The sequence below is a fragment of the Bradyrhizobium sp. sBnM-33 genome, assembly GCF_032917945.1.
Lineage (GTDB): Bacteria > Pseudomonadota > Alphaproteobacteria > Rhizobiales > Xanthobacteraceae > Bradyrhizobium.
Window position 1 is genome coordinate 2,663,942 of sequence record NZ_CP136624.1, and the last position, 18,946, is coordinate 2,682,887.

Consider the following 18,946-nt stretch of genomic DNA (forward strand, 5'->3'; position numbering starts at 1 on the left):
ATTCACTCTGGAGATTTTCGATGGCCAAGACCGGCAAGGTCCTCCTCACTTGCGCGCTGACTGGCGCGATCCACACGCCCTCAATGTCAGCGCATCTTCCCGTGACGCCGGACCAGATTATTGAAGAGGGGGTACGTGCCGCGGAAGCTGGTGCTGCGATCCTGCATGTGCACGCGCGTAACCCTAAGACGGGTCAGCCGGACCAATCGGTCGAAGGATTTCAGAGGATTTTGCCGGAGCTGAGCCGCCGTTCCCGAGCCGTGATCAACATCACCACCGGCGGCAGCCCGTTCATGACGGTTGCCGAACGCGTGGAGCCTGCCCGTCATTTTCGGCCCGAACTCGCCTCGCTCAACATGGGCTCCTTCAACTTCGGCCTGTTTCCGATGCTCGAGCGCTATTGCGATTTCACCCATCAATGGGAGCGCCAGCACCTGGAGTCTTCGCGCAACCTCGTTTTCCGCAACACCTTCGCCGAGATCGAGGAGGTCCTCTCACTATGTGCGCCCGGCGACACGCGATTTGAATTCGAGTGCTACGATGTTGGCCATCTCTACAACCTCAAGCACTTTGTTGACCGCGGTCTGGTCCGGCCGCCATTCTTCATCCAATCCGTCTTCGGCCTGCTCGGCGGGATCGGCGCGCATTACGAGGACGTCGCCACGATGCGCCGCACTGCCGAGCGGCTGTTCGGTAACGACTATGTCTGGTCGGTGCTCGGCGCTGGCGCCGCGCAGATGCGCGTAGGCGCCATGGCGGCTGCGATGGGCGGCAATATCCGTGTGGGCCTCGAGGACAGCCTTTGGGCAGGCCCCGGGAAGCTCGCCAGCTCCAGCGCGGAGCAGGTGAGACTAGCCCGCTCGATCCTCGCAGGACTCGGATTGGAGCTGGCAACGCCGGACGAGGCGCGCGTCATGCTGAAGCTGAAAGGGACCGGTGATGTCGGCTTCTGATCGTGCGGCCTGCTCCGCGGTCCGCAGACGAATGAGGCCGGCGATCAATCGAGTTAGGCGACGGTCTTGGAGGCGCCCTTGCCACGCGCGTGGCAGCAACGGAAACGAGATTGGCGACGGCCATTTTGCGACGGTGGATTTTGGGATGATCTCGAACAGAGGTTGTCACCGCCAGCTTCTTCGGTTCAGATATAAGATTATCCTCGTCCTATAAGCTTGCGCGCCAAATCAAGTGTCCGTGCTTTGGTCGTAGTGGGAGAACACGATTATGTTGGGCTGGAGGAGGTCATGCCTTACATGAGAACTGCCGCGCAGCCGGCGTGCCGATGGAGCTGAGGATTATCAAGGGCGAGGAGATAAGTTCATCACACCGGCAGCTCGACAATCCGAGCATTGGGCGGCAATTTATTTTCGATTGGCTGAAAGACAAGCTGCGCCTGGATTGAAAAGTCCAGGCGCATATCATTCCACGGCGAAAGAGCTACGCGAAGAGCTCGCCGCAAATAGCAGGCAAGGACAATAGCAACGAATCGAGGTCCTCCCCTCAAAGCGCGACAATCGCTATCTCGATTTAGGGCCTGTCCTCAATTGAGGATTCCCAAGCAGATTATCGCGTGATTCATAGGCGGTCAGCTGATTCGGAGCTGACAGATGCGCCGCTACGCCCTTCGGGACGATCAATGGGACAGGATCAAGGATATTTTGCCCGGCCGTGAAGGGCATGTCGGGGCAACAGCCAAGGACAATCGGTTATTTGTAGAGGCGGTGATCTACCGTTATCGGGCCGGCATCCCTTGGCGGGACTTGCCCGAACGCTTTGGCGATCCGATCAAGATCCATACGCGCTTCTCGCGCTGGGCCAAGAGTGGCGTGTGGAAGATGCTGTTTGAGATGCTGGCGAACGATGCGGACAATGAGTACGCCATGATCGACAGCACGATCGTGCGAGCGCATCAGCACAGTGCCGGCGCACAAAAAAAGACGGCGAAGGCCAGGCGATCGGGCGCAGCAAAGGCGGGCTGAGCACCAAGATTCATGCGCTTGTCGATGCGTTGGGCAATCCGCTGGACTTCATCCTGACGCCGGGACAAGCCCATGATCTGGAAGGCGCTGACGCGCTGCTGCCGGATATGGCGGCCGAGGCCTTGCTGGCTGACAAGGCCTTCGATGCCGACAAACGGGTGATCGAGCCGTTGCTGGCACGGGGAAAGTCGTTCGTGATCCCGCCCAAGAGCAACCGCAAGGTCCAACGCGACTTCGACAGAGACGCCTACAAGGCGCGCCATCTCATCGAAAACTTCTTCTGCAAGCTCAAGGAATACCGCGCCATCGCAACCCGTTACGACAAAACCGCCAGAAATTTCCTCGCCGCAATTCACCTCGCGGCTGCTATCATCTGGCTCAATTGAGGACAGGCCCTAGCCTTACCGCTACATACCTTCGCTACTGCGGCCGTTCGGAGTCGAATTCGTGCTCCAGCAACTCAGTTACTCACACGTCAGGCTTGTCGCAAGCGCCGTCCTTCCAAAGGAGCGGGTAGGGGGATAGCTTGACCGTGGCACCAATTTGTGATCACATATCTAGAATCAAGATGGGGGAAATGCGAAGGTGAAGGATACTAAACCGCTGCCGCCACTGCCGTCGGTTGCCCGGGATTCGATGGCAGATCAGGTTTATCGCCATTTGCGTGACGGCGTGATGGCCGGCCGCTTCGCGCCGGGCCAGCGGCTGACAATTCGTGGTCTTGCTGAGGCGCTGGGCTCGAGCCCGATGCCGGTGCGCGAGGCGTTGCGCCGCCTACAGGCTGAAGGCGCATTCAAGTTCAGCGACACGGCGCGGCTGAGCGTGGTTCAGCTGTCGGGGGCGCAACTGCGCGATGTGCGCGATGCACGGGTGGCGCTTGAGGGTCTCCTGGCCGAGCGCGCAGCCTCCCGCATGACGGGCGTTGATGATGCCGAAATCACGCAGCTCTATGATCGCCTCCAGGCAGCCGCCGACGCGCTCGATGTGCCCGGTTATCTACCGGCGAATTTCGCCTTTCACCGGCGGATTTATGAGATCGCTCGAGCGCCCATCATCCTTGGTGCGGTCGAGAATTTCTGGGTCCTGATCGGTCCTTGCTTCGTGCTCGTTGCACCCGACGCCACGCACCTGCGACGCTCCATGGACGCGCACCGCCGCATCCTCGATGCGCTGATGCATCGAGACGGTCCCGCCGCCCGCGCGGCTGTGACCGATGACATCATGCAGGCGGCCAACTGCCTGTCGCGCGTTATCGACAAACCGGAAAAGGCGCGATCGGTCGCTGCTCCAAAGCGCAGGCGCCGAGATGTGTCGGCATGAGTGTCGTGCAGCGTCTGGTACTTTATCCCGAGCTGCGCGACCTGATCGCTGGGTGTTGTCGGCGTCACCTTCGGTAGGTCTGTACCGAGGCAGGCGAACTTCGTAGCTGCTCCTTTGCAAGAGGCTGCCTGAGGCTTATCCAGCCAAACCATCTACTTCGAGCTTGTTCACTCAAATCGACAATCTAGGCAGGGGACTTGAATGTTTGGAAATCAGTCGCGCCGCAACTTCCTCAAGCTGGCGGCGAGCGGAAGTGCGATGTTCACGCCGGACCTTTTTACCGGACCTGCACATGCGCAGGATGTTCCGACCCTCACCGTCGCCTGGGGCGCGGATATCGATTCCTTTGATCCATCGCAGTTCAAGTCCGATGGCGCCTACATCGTTCAGGCAAACATCTACGACACGGTGCTGGGTTGGGGGGCGGAGCCAGTCACCGGATCGCCTAACCTGTCGATTTCCAAACCCGGTGTTTTCATCGGTGGCATCGGCGAAAGCTGGAAATTTGAGAATGGCGACAAGACCCTTGTCGTAAAGATCCGACAAGGCCTGAAGTTTCCGAGCGGCCGGCCGGTCAATGCCCAGGCGGTGAAATATCTCTTTGACCGCGGACTGCAATCACCCGGCTATATGCGGCTCATCTTTCCGACCATGATCGGGGTGACGCAAGCAGATCAGTTCGAGGTTCGCGACGACAGCACCTTTGCCATCAACCTGCCGGCACCAAGCGCTATGTTGCTCGATGTGCTCGCCCTGTCCAACAACGCACTTCTTGATCCCGACGAGATCAAGCTACACGCGACTGCCGACGACCCCTGGGCCGCTCAATGGCTCAAGCGCAACACGGCCGGGCTTGGGCCCTACAAACCCGTGAGCAACAATCCGGGCGTCGAGGTGATCCTGGAAGCGACCCCCGGTTATTGGGGACCGGCACCGTATTTCAGGCGCATCGTCATCAAATATGCATCCAATGAGGCAGACCGGATTCTGCTGCTCAAGCGCAAGGCCATCGATATGGTGGTCGGGCCTAACTCGATGTCGCCCAAGAATCTCAAGAATCTCGAGGGCGCGCCGGGCCTCACTGTGGTGTCTCTGCCCGACACCAACTGCAATTTCCTATGCATGAATCTGAAAAAGAAGCCGTTCGACAACGTGAAGGTTCGTCAAGCGATCAACTACGCGATGCCGATCCACGCGATCATCCCAAATGTCCTTTACGGCTATGGCGAGCAGATGAAAAGCCCGATCGCAGCTCAGACCCCCGGCTATGACGGTTCACTCTCGCCGTATAAATATGATGTCGGCAAGGCCAAGTCATTGATGGCCGAAGCCGGGCACGGCTCAGGACCAATTCCAGTAAAGCTTGCGGTTCGTGTGGGCTATGCGCCCCACGAGCAGGCAGCGATTTGGATCCAGCGCGAGCTGGAGAAAATCGGCTTTCAAGTCAGCATCGAGAAGGAGACCGACGCAACCTTCCGCCAGCTGTCATCGAGCGGCGGGCACGAGCTGTCGATTGAATCCTGGCAATCCTGGATCAACGATCCAGTTTATCACCTCTATTGGAACTTCCATAGTAAGGCGACGGCGACCAACAAGGGAGCCTACGCCAATCAGGTCCTCGATAAGATCATCGACGACAATATGCGCGAGGCTGATCCTGGCAAGCGTATGGCCGGGGTCAAGGAGGCGCAGAAGATCCTTTTGGATGATGCGGCCTGGGGTCTGCTTTGGTACGACAATTGGGCCAGAGTGACGCGTTCCGAGCTCGCGGGCGTTGCGAAATATTGGGATTCCTTTGAGCGCTTCAACAAAATGAAGCTGGCTTGAAGCGTAGCCCGGATGAGCTGAATAAGTCATGTCGTGCTTAGCTTCCATGCCTCGTAGAGTAACTCTGCTGGCGCCGACCTTGTTCGGCGTCAGGGTGATCTGTTTTTCCCTGATCGAGCTCTTGCCCGGCAATCCCAACCTCCCGTGGCCTCCAACGCGTATCAGTCATCGTGCGGCATGGAGTTGCCGCAGCCAGTTTCGCCGACAAGGCCCAGCGTCTCACCCTCGCCGATCGAGAACGAGCCACCGTCCACTGCGCGCACGGCCGCCTGCTCACCATGCAAGCGGCGCAGCCCCGTTCTTGGTCCTTAAGTTCAAAGGTCTTCTTCAAATCGGCGTGACCTTCAGACGAGATGTTCTAACGTCGTAATGCCTTTGCCGAAAGTTGAAGACCACCATCACCTATCGGCCGGATCAGCTGCCCCGCGCCGCCGAAGACAATAATCGGAGAAGTTGATGTCCATAGAACTGTTGATGCTTGGCGACCAACCCGTGGCTGGCCTTGCGGCTCGCACCAGGCTTGCCGAAGAGAGCGGATTCGAGACCGTCTGGCTCGCTGATGAGCGCTTTTTCCGGGAAACCTACTCGTGTCTCTCGCTTCTGGCGGGGCAAACTGCGCGCGTCAATCTCGGTCCCTGCGTCACCGATCCATTCGCGCGCCATCCAGCTCTAACCGCCATGGCTTTGGGCACCCTCGATGAAGTTTCGGAAGGGCGCGCCATCCTCGGCATCGGCGCCGGCGTCTCCGGCTTTGCGGAGCTCGGGATCCAATCGCGCAAGCCCCCGCTCGCTATTCGCGAAGCCGTTGATCTGATCCGTCAGCTCATGGCTGGGCAGGAGGTCGACTATCAGGGCGAGATCATTCAGTGTCACCGCGGCCGGTTGAATTTCGCGCCGCTGCGATCGCGTGTTCCTGTTCGTGTCGCTAGCAACGGACCGCTGGGCCAGAAAATGGGCGGTGCAATCGCCGACGGCGTGATGATGGAGGGCTGTGGCTCCGTCGAGGAAGCAAAGGCCTTCGCATCGACGGTCGCCGAAGGTGCGCGGAAGGCCGGCCGTTCTCCGAACGAGGTCAAGCTTGTCGCGCGACTCGATTGTTGTATCACTAACGACGGTAAGCAAGCGCGGGATATATTGCGGCCTTCGGTGACACGGATCATCGCGCAAGCCAATTCGAGGTTCTACACGCTGGAAGCACAAGGATTGACTCTGCCGAAGAATGTCGTCGAAACCATTGGTCCCGTTGCCTATGCTGCCGGGGTGGCCCCGTTCGCGCCTCTTTTTCCTCTCGTCACCGACATGCATGTCGACGCTCTCACTCTCTGCGGGACTGTGCAGGAAATAACCCAACACATGGTTGACCTTCGCCGCGCCGGCATCACGGGCTTCAACATTTTTCCTGTTCCGGCTCCTGGCACCACCTATGAGGACGTTATTATGCGCTTCGGAACGCAAGTCTGGCCCGCTGTCGAGACGGCTTTTGCGAAAGAGTCCGACAATGGGACGGCTTAGGTCTCACGGACTCGTTTTGTTGGAATCCGCTCGACGGGGCACGCGTATTTCATTGAGAGTGTAGTGCAGCCACGGGCGGGAGATCCAAGATGATGAGCTTGTTCAATAAAAAAGGCAAGCGCGACAGTAGAACGGATCGAAGTAGCCGATCGCGCCGCCTAGGAGGCGGAGCTGGCCACATCCGCCAAGGATCTGATCGAACTAATACACAATAAATATCTGGACGAGTCGAAGCTGAAGTTCATCTGGTCTACGAGGATCGATCCATGAGTGCGGGCGAAAAAGATCTTGAGGGCAAGGTCGCCCTTGTCACAGGTTCTTCGTCCGGCGCGGGCGCTGCAATCGCCATCGAACTCGCTAGGCGAGGGGCGCGTGTCGCAGTGCACTGCCGGCGTGCATTAAGTGACGGCGAAAGCGTTTGCGCTCGCATCGCTGCAATCGGTGGAAAGGCAGCGGTCTTTCTGGGTCACCTCAGCGATCCCGAGGCGCCGTATGCACTCGTTTCGCGCATCGCGGAGCGTCTCGGAGACGTCAACATCCTAGTCAACAATGCAGGTCCCTATGCGGATGCGCCGTTTCGGTCGTTGTCCATCTCGCAGTGGGAGACGGTGATGGCGATCAACGTAAGGGCGCCGTACCAGCTCGCTCAAAGCGCGATCGCAGGCATGGAGCGAACCGGTTGGGGACGGATCATCAATGTGAGCGCAACCTCGGCTTACGCGCGGTCGCATTCGGTATATGGCCTTGCCAAACAGGCTCTCATCCATTTGACGGAATGCCTCGCGCTCGAATTTGCGCCACTCGTCACCGTAAATGCAATTGTGCCCGGCCAGATCGCCAGCGAACGCACCGACACGATGGTCGACTACAAGAGCTCCGTGATCGCGGAAACGCCCTTGGCAAGGCTCGTGACGGAACAGGAGGTTGCCCGAATGTCAGTCCTTCTCTGTACTCCAGAGTTTTCTGCGGTGACGGGACAATCAATCATCATGGACGGTGGCCGATCGCTGCCGCGCACGCTGAAACTCAATCTCACAACGATCGGCTAATTGTACGCAGGAGAAAGACCGATGCTTTCCCTTGCAAAAGGCCTCGCCTCTACCAGCTGCAGCATACGTCAAAAGGGACGTTACCTCTTGCCGGCGCGAGGACGATCCCTCGGCCGTTTAACCAAAGTTGCTAGACTTGTCGGCCATAATCGATTCGATCGGCCTTTCGGCGGACCTAGAGAAAAGCCTCGTAAGCCGCCGCTTCTGCGATGAATTTCACCGAAATAGTGGAGGAATGGCGCGCGTAACGCCGAGTATCGTGCGTTAGGAATGTTATTCTGTCATCACTGGATGGGAGATCGAAGGTGAGGGGTACAACAGCGGCCGACCCGCCGGATCCACTTGCCGGATCGAGAAGTGATGTTGATGCGGCCTACGCACCTGTTGTCAGCTGCGACGGAGCCGGGAGGAGGGCTCCTCATTTGCAAGTTCGGTCGGCGTAACGGCAAGAGCTCTAAGCGCGCTCGAAGCGGTCGGTTTTTGGCGGCGTGGGCGGTTCTGCTCTTATGCAGGTTTGTCTCTTAACCCGCTCCTTGGAGCTAACTTGATGCCGCCACTTTGGGTCGACACTTCGCAGGACAGTCTTGAATTTTCGCCCGCGGCGATTCGCTGTTGGGCATTCGTGGCGGCCTTGGTCAATCTCGCTTTCGTCGCATTGGTTGTATTGTTGGCGTGACCGCGAGGCGCGATCTTGCTGATTGAATAAATTGTCTCATCAACATCGGAAACGCGCAACCCGCAACTAGGGAGCTTGGTGCGCTGTAGCATGAGCATCCGATGTTTCAAAGTCAGCCTCAGGAGCTAGCGTGACTGCATACCGTGGGCCAGTGTTTGAGATGGCCGTAAAGCAATTCGAGGTGATCGCGAATTATCTGGGCATACCGGATGACGCAAGGCCCCGCCTATTGCTGCCGAAGCGATCTGTCACGGTGTCGTGTCCAATTCATCGTGATGACGGCACAACGGCGGTGTTCGAGGGCTACCGGGTGCAGCACCACCTGACGCTTGGCCCGACAAAAGGGGGTACCAGGTTCGCGCCAACAGTTGACCTCGGCGAAGTCGCAGCGCTTGCTATCTGGATGAGCTGGAAGTGTGCGCTGGTCGGATTGCCATATGGTGGCGCCAAGGGCGGAATTAACGTCGACCCTTCCAGCTTGTCAAAGCGTGAGCTTGAAGCCCTGTCGCGCCGGTATATGCAGGAAATGATCCCCTTTGTTGGGCCGCACACAGATGTCATGGCTCCCGACCTTGGGACAAACGAGCAGATCATGGCGTGGTTCATGGATACATACTCGATGTATCAGGGCCAAACCGTCACCGAGATCGTGACAGGCAAACCTGTCAGCGCCGGCGGAACGCTCGGTCGCCGTGAAGCGACAGGCCGGGGTGTGGCTCATTTGGTTCGCCGCTCCGCGGACGAGCTCAAGATCCGACTCAATGGCGCAACAGCCGTCGTTCAGGGCTTTGGAAATGTCGGTTCGGTCGCCGCGCTCGAGCTGCATAATATGGGGGTGAAGGTGATCGCGGTCAGCGATCACACGGGCGCGCTCTATCGGCCTCAGGGGCTCGACATACCACAGCTGGTCAGACATGCGGCCTTGCAAGGTAACCTGGATGGCTACTCCAACGAGCTCGCTCTAGACCCAGCAGAGATGCTGACGATGCCCTGTGACGTGCTTGTTCCGGCCGCAGTGGAACGGGTCATCGACGCCGAAATAGCGGGTAAGCTGCGCTGCCGTATTCTTGCTGAGGGCGCCAACGGCCCGACAACACCGGAAGCCGATCGGATCTTGGAAGGCCGTCAGGAGGAAATCTTCCTCATCCCCGACATTCTGTGCAATTCGGGAGGTGTGGTGGTCAGCTACTTCGAATGGGTGCAGGATCTGCAGCGGTTATTCTGGGAGGAGGAGGAGGTAATGCGTCAGGAGTATCAACTTCTGGATCGTGCCTTCGATCGCGTACTGGCACGAAGTAGGCGGGAGAACATATTCAATCGCACCGCGGCAATGGCCATAGGTGTGGATCGCGTTCGAAGTGCAAAGGAAACACGTGGGCTGTTCCCATAGCATGTTCGTTTCCATATTTGCGTCTGGTTCGACGTCCTGTGTCGCAGCTAGGACGAGCCGGCCCACTCTGAATTGCGAAGTCTGAGCAACTCTGTGTTCGGATCGCCTTGAAGGTCTTCCTGGTGTGCTCGAAGCTACTTAGGATCCGCTGGTAAATCGGACTGCCTCCTAATTCTCTCTCGCCTTGGCAGCCGACGGCAAAGATAAATTTTGGGCAGGCCATCGAAAGCAGGGCGTTGGGCGTAGACTAAAATTTGCGAAGATCCTGTGATCCGATTCAGGAAGAACTGCCTCGTAGCGACCGCTTCCATCGAGATCCTAGCGTGTCCATCGGGTATGGGCGCGCGGTTGATCCTATTGAATTAGTGAGCTATGTTGTGGCCCTGTTCTGTTCAGGAGTACGTGCAAGGTTGACGGCATTTAGCCGACCTTCGAAGGCGTGATTGTACCTGAGGGTTGGCGATCGACTCGACTGCGATTGAGCCGGGCATCACAAATCCTGTAACGGGATGAGCCGTATGATCGGCTACCCATAAGAAATCCTCTTCTTAATCGGCATGGTATGGAGGGGACAATCATGTTGTGGCAACGATTAATCCGTCCCGCTGCTCCGCGCGAGGTGCCGTACGAAGTGCGCCGGAGAGAGGAGCTGCTCGAACAAGCGCAACGCATCGCCCACGTCGGCTACTGGGAACGCGATCTCAGAACAGAACGGATCACCTTTTCGGACGAAGCATGTCGCATCTTCGGGCTCGCGCCGCGTGAGGGCACCATTACGACTGAGGAAGTGACCGAGCGGTTACATCCGGAGGATCGTGCAATCTGGAGCTCAGCACTAGCGCACACGCTACGCGGCGGCTCTCGCTGCGACTTTAATTATCGGATAGTGAGGCCGGACGGCGAGGTGCGGTTTGTCCACAGTCAGGGTGATCTGACGAGGGACGCGTCTGGCCGACCTCTCAGCCTGTTTGGAGCGGTCCAAGATGTCACCGATCTCAAACGGGCGGAGCATCTGACGCAGCTGGTTTTTGAGCGTTCACCGGATGCAATCTGCATCATTGGGCGGGACTATCGGTACCAACGTGTTAATCCGGTCTTCGAACTCATTTCGGGAAGATCAGCGAAGGATCTCGTCGGGATGCACGTGGCCGATGTCTTAGGGACTACAGTTTTTGAGCAGACGGTCAAACCCAAGCACGACCGATGTTTCGAGGGAGAAGAAGTCAGATATGCGGACTGGTTTACTTACCCTGACACTCGACGCTATATCTCGATAAGCCATTCGCCCTTGCACTCCAAGTCGGAGCGGGTTGAAGCCATCCTTTCGATCTTTCACGACCTCACAGACTATTCATTGGCGTCCGACGCCTTGCGATCGGCGCAGGCTGAGCTCGCGCACGCCAATCGCGTCGCAACCATGGGGCAACTCACGGCCTCAATTGCTCACGAGGTAAACCAGCCAATTAGTGCGGTGGTAATGAACGCACAGGCAGCTTTGCGCTGGCTCAGCGTTGATCCGCCCAATCTTGAGCAGGTCCGTCAGTCTCTAGACCTGATCGTTAAAGATGGGGTACGGGCCGGGGAAGTCGTGAGCGGGATTCGCGGACTTCTGAAGAAGGCACCGCCTCGGAAGGATGGCATCGACATCAACAACGCTGTCCTTGATGTCGTCGCTCTGACCCGAAGCGAAGTGCTAAAGCACGGCCTTTCGCTGCAGACAGACCTCGCGACCGGTTTACCGCTCGTGCAAGGCGATCGCGTCCAGCTGCAACAGGTGATTCTTAATCTTGTCATGAACGCCGTGGACGCGATGATTTGTATCGCGGACGCGGAGGAGCTCAGGATTAGCACTTCGAGCGATGCCTCTGACCGCGTACTCGTGTCTGTGCGGGATACCGGACCGGGCGTGGATCCGAATATCGTGGACCGCCTCTTCGAGGCCTTTTACACCACCAAGCCTGAGGGGATGGGAATGGGCTTGGTCATCTCTAGTTCGATCATCGAGGCGCATGGGGGACGGTTATGGGTCACCGCGAATGAACCTCGGGGGGCTGTGTTCCAGTTTAGCCTGCCTGCAAAACAAAACGGCGTTTCTGGTGATAGACCGCGCCAAGTCTTGGCAGCATGAGTCTCGATGCAAGTAGTCTGCTGGATCTGGCGGAAGGGTATCACAGGCGCATTGCCAACCCCTTCTCAGGCACCGAAAATACTAGCGCTGCCCTGGCTCAACCGAGGAGGGCGGCTTGATGCAGGTTTAGAACACTTGCACTTCCGATCGATCTATGGGCTTCGCATTTCGGGTAAATAGATCCAAAGATTCTAGGTCGGTTCCATCTTGGTCAGGCACGAGACGTGGTCGACTAGGCGCTCCGCAATGTCGGGTCGGGGTTGTTGAGGCAAACGGTTGAACTCAATTATCGGTAGATGCCCTCTGATGTTCCTTGTCTTACAGCGCGGGCTGCCGGCGCCATCGGAGTAGAGTCACATTCGCTTCGAGACTTCGGTGTGACTGATCCGAGCGCTGGGTCGCATTGATGCTAAGCTCGGCCTGGATCGTCGTATCGATCTTGCCCGGTTCTTGTTTGGAATCCTGCAAAATAGTGCCAAATATTGCTGGATTTCTGCTTCACATGGCGCTTGCTTCGCAAGTTTGCAGGAAAACAAACCGATCTTCCGACTAGAAAAGGTTGTCCAAGTACGGAGATTGCAGGTGAAGATCGGTGTTCCCAAGGAAATCAAGACGCACGAATATCGCGTCGGTCTGACGCCTGGAGCCGTCCGCGGATATGTGGCCGCCGGCCACAGCGTGCTGATCGAGACCAATGCCGGTGCCGGCATTGGCGCAACGGACGATAAATATCGCAAGGCCGGCGCAACGATTCTGGACTCCGCTCATGAGATATTTGCATCGAGCGAGATGATCATAAAGGTCAAGGAGCCCCAATCTTCCGAATGGGCGCAGTTGCGAGAGAACCAGATTCTCTTCACTTATCTGCATCTGGCGCCGGATCCGGAGCAGGCTAAGGGCCTGCTAAAGGCTGGGTGCACCGCAATCGCCTACGAAACTGTCACCGATGCGCATGGCGGTCTTCCGCTGCTTGCGCCGATGAGTGAGGTCGCTGGCCGGCTTGCGATCGAGGCGGCAGGTAGCGCCCTGAAGCGGTATGCGGGCGGGCGGGGGCTGCTGATCGGTGGCGTGCCCGGTGTTCAGCCGGCCCGCATCGTGGTGATTGGAGGCGGCGTAGTCGGTACGCATGCGGCACGGATGGCGGCGGGCTTGGGTGCCGAGGTCACGATCCTTGACCGGTCGATACCCCGGCTTCGTGAGCTAGATGAGCTGTTCGAAGGTCGCGTTCGTACCAGGTTTTCGACAATTGACACCGTTGAGGAGGAAGTATTTGCGGCCGATGTTGTTGTCGGTGCGGTGCTCGTTCGAGGCGCGAGCGCGCCGAAACTAGACGACCGATTCCATGAAACCCGCGTGCTGCAGCAGGCTGAATTGATGGAACGGACGGGTTGTTGGCGGATTCCTCGTTTGCGGTCGGCGAAACGAGGAGCTGTATCATGGCAGGATGGCGGCAAGCGGTCGAGTTGGCAATGAGTGATGAAGAGATTGCGACCTTGACGACGCTTTCGCGGTCGAGAATCGAACTGGCGAGCCGGGTGTCGCGGGCGCAGATGCTGCTGGCGTATCGGGAAAATCCTTCGTTCTGCGCGGTGGGCCAGAGACTTGGGGTCCATCATCAGACGGTGCAGCGCTGTGTCGAGCGGGCGCTGGCCGATGGCCCGCTGGCGGCCCTTGATGATCGTCCGCGACCGGGCAAGGAACCAACCATCACGCCGGAAGCCAAAGCCTGGTTGGTGTCGCTGGCGTGCGACAAGGCCAAGGACCACGGCTATCCACATGAGTTGTGGACGACGCGGCTCTTGGCGCGCCATGCGCGTGAACACGGGCCGGCGGCGGGGCATGCGTGTTTGGCCAATTTGGTCCAGGGAACGGTGTGCAAGATCCTCGGCCGAGAGGAAATCAAGCCGCACAAGGTGCGTTACTATCTTGAAAATCGCGACGCCGAGTTCGAACAGAAGATGGCGGAGGTGCTGTGCGTCTACCGCGAAGTCGAAGTCCTGAAGAAAGCCTCTGCCAAGGGAAAGAAGAAGCGGGGAAAGCCGGTGACGATCGTCTCCTGCGACGAGAAGCCGGGAATCCAGGCCATCGCAACGACGGCGCCGGATTTGCCGCCCAAGCCTGGCGTCCACGCCACCTTTGCGCGCGACCATGAATACAAACGCCATGGCACGCTCAGCCTGTTGGCTGGGATCGATCTGCTCACCGGCAAGGTCCACGCCCTTGTCAAAGATCGTCACCGCAGTCGAGAGTTCATCGAACTCCTCAGGCTTATCGATGCCGCTTATCCGCCGAACACTGCGATCAAATTGATCCTCGACAATCATTCCGCGCATATATCGAGAGAAACCAGAGCCTGGCTCGCCACTCGACCGGTGGGACGCTTCGAGCTCGCCTTCACTCCCAAGCACGGCTCATGGCTCAATCTCATCGAGGGGTTCTTCTCCAAGTTCGCCCGTTCAGTCCTCCGCCACATCCGGGTGGCCTCAAAACACGAACTCAAGGAGCGCATCATGGCCGGTATCGACGACGTCAATCGCCATCCGGTCATCCACACGTGGTCCTACAAACTCGCCGACGCCGCCTGATATGATTCGAACCAAGAAAACGCTAATCTAGTCAGCCGCCGCATGTTAAGCTCGATGCGCAAAGGCTCTGTGATCGTGGATGTTGCTATCGATCAAGGCGGATGCTTCGAGACATCGCGTCCGACGACGCATGCTGATCCAACTTACGAGGTCGACGGCGTCATTCATTACTGTGTCGCCAACATGCCCGGAGCTGTCCCGCTTACCTCAAGCCAGGCACTGAATAATGCCACGCTGCCGTTTGGTTTGGCACTCGCCAACCAGGGATTTGCAACCGTGCTCGAAAATCCGCATCTGCGCGCAGGCCTCAATGTCTATCGGGGCCGGCTAACTTATAGGGCCGTGGCCGAGAGCCTCGGCCTGCCATTTTCACCGATCGAACAGGCTGCGGCCTGATCCCAGAGGCCCCTCAAGGGCGTTTCCTCCCTGACTTGGGCCACTCCATTGGAGTGGCCTTCTTTGTTTGGGTTCTATAGTTCGCTCAACGAAAAGTTGCCCTGGAACCAGAAGATCAAGGGGCAACGATCCCACACTCGACGTTTTCAAGCCGCCCGGCGATACGAAAGACGTGCTTTTGCGATAGTGGGGTGTAGGCGCGGCGCGTGCCATCGCGGTGCGATACTGTCGGCGCCTGTCCAGTTCTAGCCTTCGGCTTTCGGACCCCGGTCGCGCCATTCCCTTCCAGCTTCTTGATGTGAAGGTGGTCAGGCGCGCGGCGTACTCGCACGCTCCGCAGGAAGACTCGTCTGGAACGAGATGGAGTGCTCGGTTCAGTGGAGATGGCGGCCGACAGTGCGGACATGCCATCGAGGACCGGTTGTCCTTATCAAGACCATGATAGACCAAATCCTCCCGTTCGCTCACGAGTGCGTATTCCGACGATCGCGACCACCCGCTACGACGGATTGCGACCACCTATTCCGATCGATCGCGACCAGTGTGATGGTGCCGTCAGGTGCATTTTCTGATCTCAGTGTTTTGGCTCGGCGTCAAGCGCGGCGGAGGCCGTCCCCGTAGTCGACAGGAGGGACCCGCGCGCGCTGCGGAGTGCCCCCACGGCTGACGCAGCAGCGCGCGCGGGAGGTTCCTGTTGACCCACGGGGGCGGCCGGCGGGCTGGCGATGCGCTTCATGTTTTTGCTCCCGTGGGCGGCCTGCCGTTGGCCGGCGTTGTGGCGTCGGCCGGCGCCAGCCGCTCCTCGTCGGCTTTGAGCTTGCGCATGGACGGGCCGTCGAGCTCGATCCGATAAGCGTTGTGGACAATGCGATCCAGGACAGCGTCGCCGACGGTGGGCTCGCCGAACACGACAGAGTACCCCTATTTTGGAACGGGTCGTGTCTCACGTCACGATCACCGACCCGCATCATTTTCTGTTCGGGCACCGGCTTGAGGTGCTGAAGGAGCGGTCGGGGCGCGGTCCCGCCTACGTCGTTGTCGCGCTGCCCGACGGCCGGCGGCGGGCGGTTCGGATCGCGTCGACGGATCTTGCCGAGACGATCACTGCCCGCCCAAACGCCGCCGATCTGCCGCGCATCAGTGCACGTACGCTGATCTCATTGATGCAACATTTGAGCGCGAGTCTGAGCCTTCTCGACGAGAAGGTGATTCGCGATGACCCACCGACCGCTTCCAGGTCGCGTTGCGTATCGACCCCTACCGACGTTGGCAAATCCACCTGGCCGTCCGGCCGACATTCCGCGCCTGTGGCCGAATCTGTCGACCGCGACGCAAACCCAGATCGCTCAAATCCTCGCCACGCTGTTGCGGCGGATGCAAGCGGTTCCCGGCACGCCCGGAAGAGGACTGGGTCGTGCTGATCAGCTTGAACGTCGCTGACGAGCGGCTCACGACAGCTGCAGTACCGCCTCGTCGATCGCGCCATCGGTCTGGGCTGGCCGCCGGAGCGCGTCCAGGTCATTGACGAGGATCTGGGCAAATCCGGTGCTGGCGGTGTGGATCGTCATGGTTTCCAGAAGCTCATTGCCGAGATCGGCCTTGGCAACGCCGGTCTCGTGGTGAGTCTCGATGCTTCGCGCTTGGCCCGCAATAACCGGGACTGGCATCAGCTTCTCGAACTGTGCTCGGTATTTGGCGTGCTGATTGCGGATGGCGAGCGGCTTTACGATCGATCATGTTGATACCTTCATTTGTTTGCTCTCGGGTCGAAAACGAGGTGATCTCGAGCTCCTGTCTTAAGCTCTCGCAACGCAACAATGCTGGCTTCCGTATCAGGAAAGAGGAATCGCTTGTCCCAGGGATCGCGCTGGATATCAATGGTGCCGCTGCGGATACGTCGCTTGATCCAAGAACTCGAAACTCCTAAACGCTTTGCCATTGCGGTCACCGGCAGCCAGCCAGCAATGTGACGAGCACGCGTTGTGACGCCGTCCTGCAGTACGCGATGGCGCTGCCGCACGATCTGAACGGTTCGTACTGGAACATAATTTCGGCGCGGTGAGCGGTGCCCCTCCTGGGTCAAGGTATTGGCGATTTCGGCATCATCGAAACCCTGACGGGCCAGCTCAAGGATCCGTGCTTGCATCTCAGTCCCTCGAGTTAGAGCATGCAGTGCATGGACCCTCGGCTCGACTTCCAGTTCGGATATCTCGCCACCACACCAGACGATCCGGACCGCGATTCGATCGCGCGTGATGCGGTGGAGAACAACCTTGTCAAGCAGCGTTCGTAATAACTGCTTCTTATCTGCCCGGCTCACATCAGGCCGCTGCCAGAGCTCAGGCAAGTGTGGACCAAGCGCAAGAAACTCATTCTGCTCCTCTGGGGTCAACATGGCTGATTTGCTCTTCGTGGCTCGGCGGGTGGTCAGCGCCTCTTCAGCCTGCCGGAGTTCGCGTAGCGCTCTTTCCCATCGCCGCTCCAGCTCAGCGGCGATGAGGCGATTGTCAGGATCGACCCGATTATACTGTCGTTCGGCCAGGAGTGCCTGATAGCGCAGTCGCTCAACCTGCTGCTCTTCGGCGCGATCAAGCGCTTCGTCAGTCTGCTGCCGCGCATTGAGCGCACGCCTCCAGGCCTCCACCTCAGCGGGAGCGATCGCTGCAAAGAAAGCAGCCACCACCTGTGCGTCGATTGGATCGGCGGGAAGATGCTGGCATAGCGTCTTGCCTTGGTGGTTCAACAGGGAATTGCAGACGTAGCGAGACCCGCCCTTGTATTGTATCGACATCTTGTGGCCGCACCGGCCGCACCAAGTGATGCCCTGCAAGATAGCGGTCCCTTCTCGGGCACGCCACGCGTTTGATTGCGTTGGTATTCGGCATGGTTATCGCGCAACATGGCCTGGATCCGCTCAAAGCCATCCCAATCGATGTATGCAGGATAGCGGTCCTTTACTACTACCTTCCACTCTGCCATTGGGCAGCGGGCCGTCTTCAGTTTACCACTTGCATAGGTCGTGCGGCAGGACTTGGTACGGCCATAGACGAAAGCGCCAGCATAGGCCGGATTCCTCAAAATTCCGGAAATCATGCTGGCTGATGGTGTCCGCCACGCAATATCGCCGAACCGGTCCCGCCGCGGTATGGAGAGCGCACGATCTCGGAATGACCGGATTACCTTGCCCACGGAGCCTCCCTCCAGAAATGTCGTGAAAACCAGTGATATCCGCTGCTGCACCTCCCTGCTCGGATCCTTCGATGCCACGCCATTGGCGTCACGCTCCAAACCCGCCGGTAACAGTAACGTCAACTCGCCGCGCTCGGCCTTGGCGCGCAGCCCCGCCGTCAGACGGCCGCGCAGTGTGTGCAACTCCACTTCGGAGATTGTGCCCTTTAAGCCGAGTAACAGGCGCCCATTGGTTGAGCCAGGATCGTAGACGCCGTCGCGATCCGCAATGAGGCATTGCCGGTAGCCGCACAGATCGAGTAGCGGGTACCAATCAGAGCAGTTGCGCGCGAGACGTGTCACCTCGTAGGAGAGAATGATTCCGATTTCACCCAATGTGACGCGGGCGATAACGTCCTTGAAGCCCTCGCGATGTGCGGCTGTCGATCCACTCAACCCAAGGTCGGCATCAACGACATCAATATTGGTATCATCCCAACCGAGATCGTTGGCTCGCTGTCGCAGTGCATACTGCAGCCGCAGGCTTTCCTGGTTGGTCATCACCTGATGAGGCGTGGACTGCCGAATGTAAATTACGGCTCTGCGACACAGGTGGCTCCCCGTCACGAGATCCGACCTCATGGCTCTCCTTCCAGCGAACCACGCGAGCTTGCCAATTTTGACTCGGAGCCGTGCCCTAAAGAATCATTTGTGGGCTGATTCGCCAAGCTCCTCAGCACCACGTCTCTTGAAAGCCGGAGCAAGTCTCGAATGCTTGCGAGCGAAAGCTTGCTTGACGGGACAGGCAGCCGCTCGCCATAGAGGTTGGTTGCTGAAGCTCGAATTCTCAGCAAAATGCCGTCGCGATAATGAACGAGAACGCAGCCGCCGGGTCGGAGCGAGCTTCCGGCCGATACCA

12 protein-coding genes and 5 pseudogenes are annotated in these 18,946 nt (G+C 58.7%); 13 read left to right on the top strand and 4 right to left on the bottom strand.

The window, feature by feature from the left end:
- Positions 1-20: 20 nt before the first annotated feature.
- From RX328_RS12245 to RX328_RS12260, 5 genes and pseudogenes are all read left to right on the top strand, one after another.
- Positions 21-953 (top strand): 3-keto-5-aminohexanoate cleavage protein, encoded by a 933-nt coding sequence (locus RX328_RS12245; RefSeq protein WP_213254596.1) that lies wholly within the window; start codon positions 21-23, stop codon positions 951-953.
- A gap of 651 nt (positions 954-1,604) precedes the next feature.
- Positions 1,605-2,362, top strand: a protein-coding gene (locus RX328_RS12250) for an IS5 family transposase (RefSeq protein ID WP_410734046.1) whose coding sequence is annotated in 2 segments (ribosomal slippage) — positions 1,605-1,874 and positions 1,877-2,362 — 756 coding nt in all. Because the reading frame shifts where the segments join, the coding sequence is not laid out codon by codon here.
- 289 nt (positions 2,363-2,651) lie between these two features.
- Positions 2,652-2,705 (top strand): annotated as a pseudogene (locus RX328_RS43500) (hypothetical protein); the annotation flags it as partial.
- Positions 2,706-2,723: 18 nt separating this feature from the next.
- Positions 2,724-3,296 carry a GntR family transcriptional regulator gene (locus RX328_RS12255; protein ID WP_317258715.1) on the top strand — a complete coding sequence of 191 codons (573 nt, stop codon included), beginning with the start codon at positions 2,724-2,726 and terminating at the stop codon, positions 3,294-3,296.
- 201 nt (positions 3,297-3,497) lie between these two features.
- A complete protein-coding gene (locus RX328_RS12260; RefSeq protein ID WP_213254594.1) occupies positions 3,498-5,123 on the top strand; it encodes an ABC transporter substrate-binding protein in 1,626 nt (541 codons plus the stop codon).
- Between the two features lie 179 nt (positions 5,124-5,302).
- Here RX328_RS12260 and RX328_RS12265 read toward each other — a convergent pair.
- A pseudogene (locus tag RX328_RS12265) lies at positions 5,303-5,416 on the bottom strand (peptide ABC transporter ATP-binding protein); the annotation flags it as partial.
- A 163-nt stretch (positions 5,417-5,579) separates the two neighbouring features.
- Between RX328_RS12265 and RX328_RS12270 the strand changes: the two are divergent.
- From RX328_RS12270 to RX328_RS12300, 7 genes and pseudogenes are all read left to right on the top strand, one after another.
- Positions 5,580-6,635 carry an LLM class flavin-dependent oxidoreductase gene (locus tag RX328_RS12270; protein WP_057853310.1) on the top strand — a complete coding sequence of 352 codons (1,056 nt, stop codon included), beginning with the start codon at positions 5,580-5,582 and terminating at the stop codon, positions 6,633-6,635.
- Positions 6,636-6,901: 266 nt separating this feature from the next.
- Positions 6,902-7,684, top strand: a complete 783-nt coding sequence (locus RX328_RS12275) for an SDR family NAD(P)-dependent oxidoreductase (protein WP_213254593.1) — start codon at positions 6,902-6,904, stop codon at positions 7,682-7,684.
- 806 nt (positions 7,685-8,490) lie between these two features.
- Positions 8,491-9,750, top strand: coding sequence for a Glu/Leu/Phe/Val family dehydrogenase (locus RX328_RS12280; RefSeq protein WP_213254592.1), 1,260 nt, complete (start codon positions 8,491-8,493; stop codon positions 9,748-9,750).
- Positions 9,751-10,327: 577 nt separating this feature from the next.
- Positions 10,328-11,878: a PAS domain S-box protein gene (locus tag RX328_RS12285; protein WP_249726990.1), complete on the top strand. Its 1,551-nt coding sequence runs from the start codon at positions 10,328-10,330 to the stop codon at positions 11,876-11,878.
- Between the two features lie 582 nt (positions 11,879-12,460).
- Positions 12,461-13,216, top strand: a pseudogene (locus tag RX328_RS12290) (alanine dehydrogenase); the annotation flags it as partial.
- 98 nt (positions 13,217-13,314) lie between these two features.
- Complete coding sequence (locus tag RX328_RS12295; RefSeq protein ID WP_317258716.1) at positions 13,315-14,463, top strand: IS630 family transposase; 1,149 nt, start codon at positions 13,315-13,317, stop codon at positions 14,461-14,463.
- Between the two features lie 27 nt (positions 14,464-14,490).
- Positions 14,491-14,859: pseudogene (locus RX328_RS12300) on the top strand (alanine dehydrogenase); the annotation flags it as partial.
- 732 nt (positions 14,860-15,591) lie between these two features.
- On the opposite strand, the pseudogene RX328_RS12305 reads toward RX328_RS12300, so the two are convergent.
- Positions 15,592-15,768 (bottom strand): annotated as a pseudogene (locus tag RX328_RS12305) (hypothetical protein); the annotation flags it as partial.
- A gap of 647 nt (positions 15,769-16,415) precedes the next feature.
- On the opposite strand from RX328_RS12305, the gene RX328_RS12310 reads away from it, so the two are divergent.
- A complete protein-coding gene (locus RX328_RS12310) occupies positions 16,416-16,601 on the top strand; it encodes a recombinase family protein (protein ID WP_312018179.1) in 186 nt (61 codons plus the stop codon).
- A 5-nt stretch (positions 16,602-16,606) separates the two neighbouring features.
- Here RX328_RS12310 and RX328_RS12315 read toward each other — a convergent pair whose 3' ends face one another.
- Positions 16,607-17,650 (bottom strand): hypothetical protein, encoded by a 1,044-nt coding sequence (locus RX328_RS12315; protein ID WP_317258797.1) that lies wholly within the window; start codon positions 17,648-17,650, stop codon positions 16,607-16,609.
- Complete coding sequence (locus RX328_RS12320; RefSeq protein WP_317258717.1) at positions 17,599-18,588, bottom strand: recombinase family protein; 990 nt, start codon at positions 18,586-18,588, stop codon at positions 17,599-17,601. The genes RX328_RS12315 and RX328_RS12320 overlap by 52 nt, the downstream gene beginning before the upstream one ends.
- Positions 18,589-18,946: the final 358 nt, after the last annotated feature.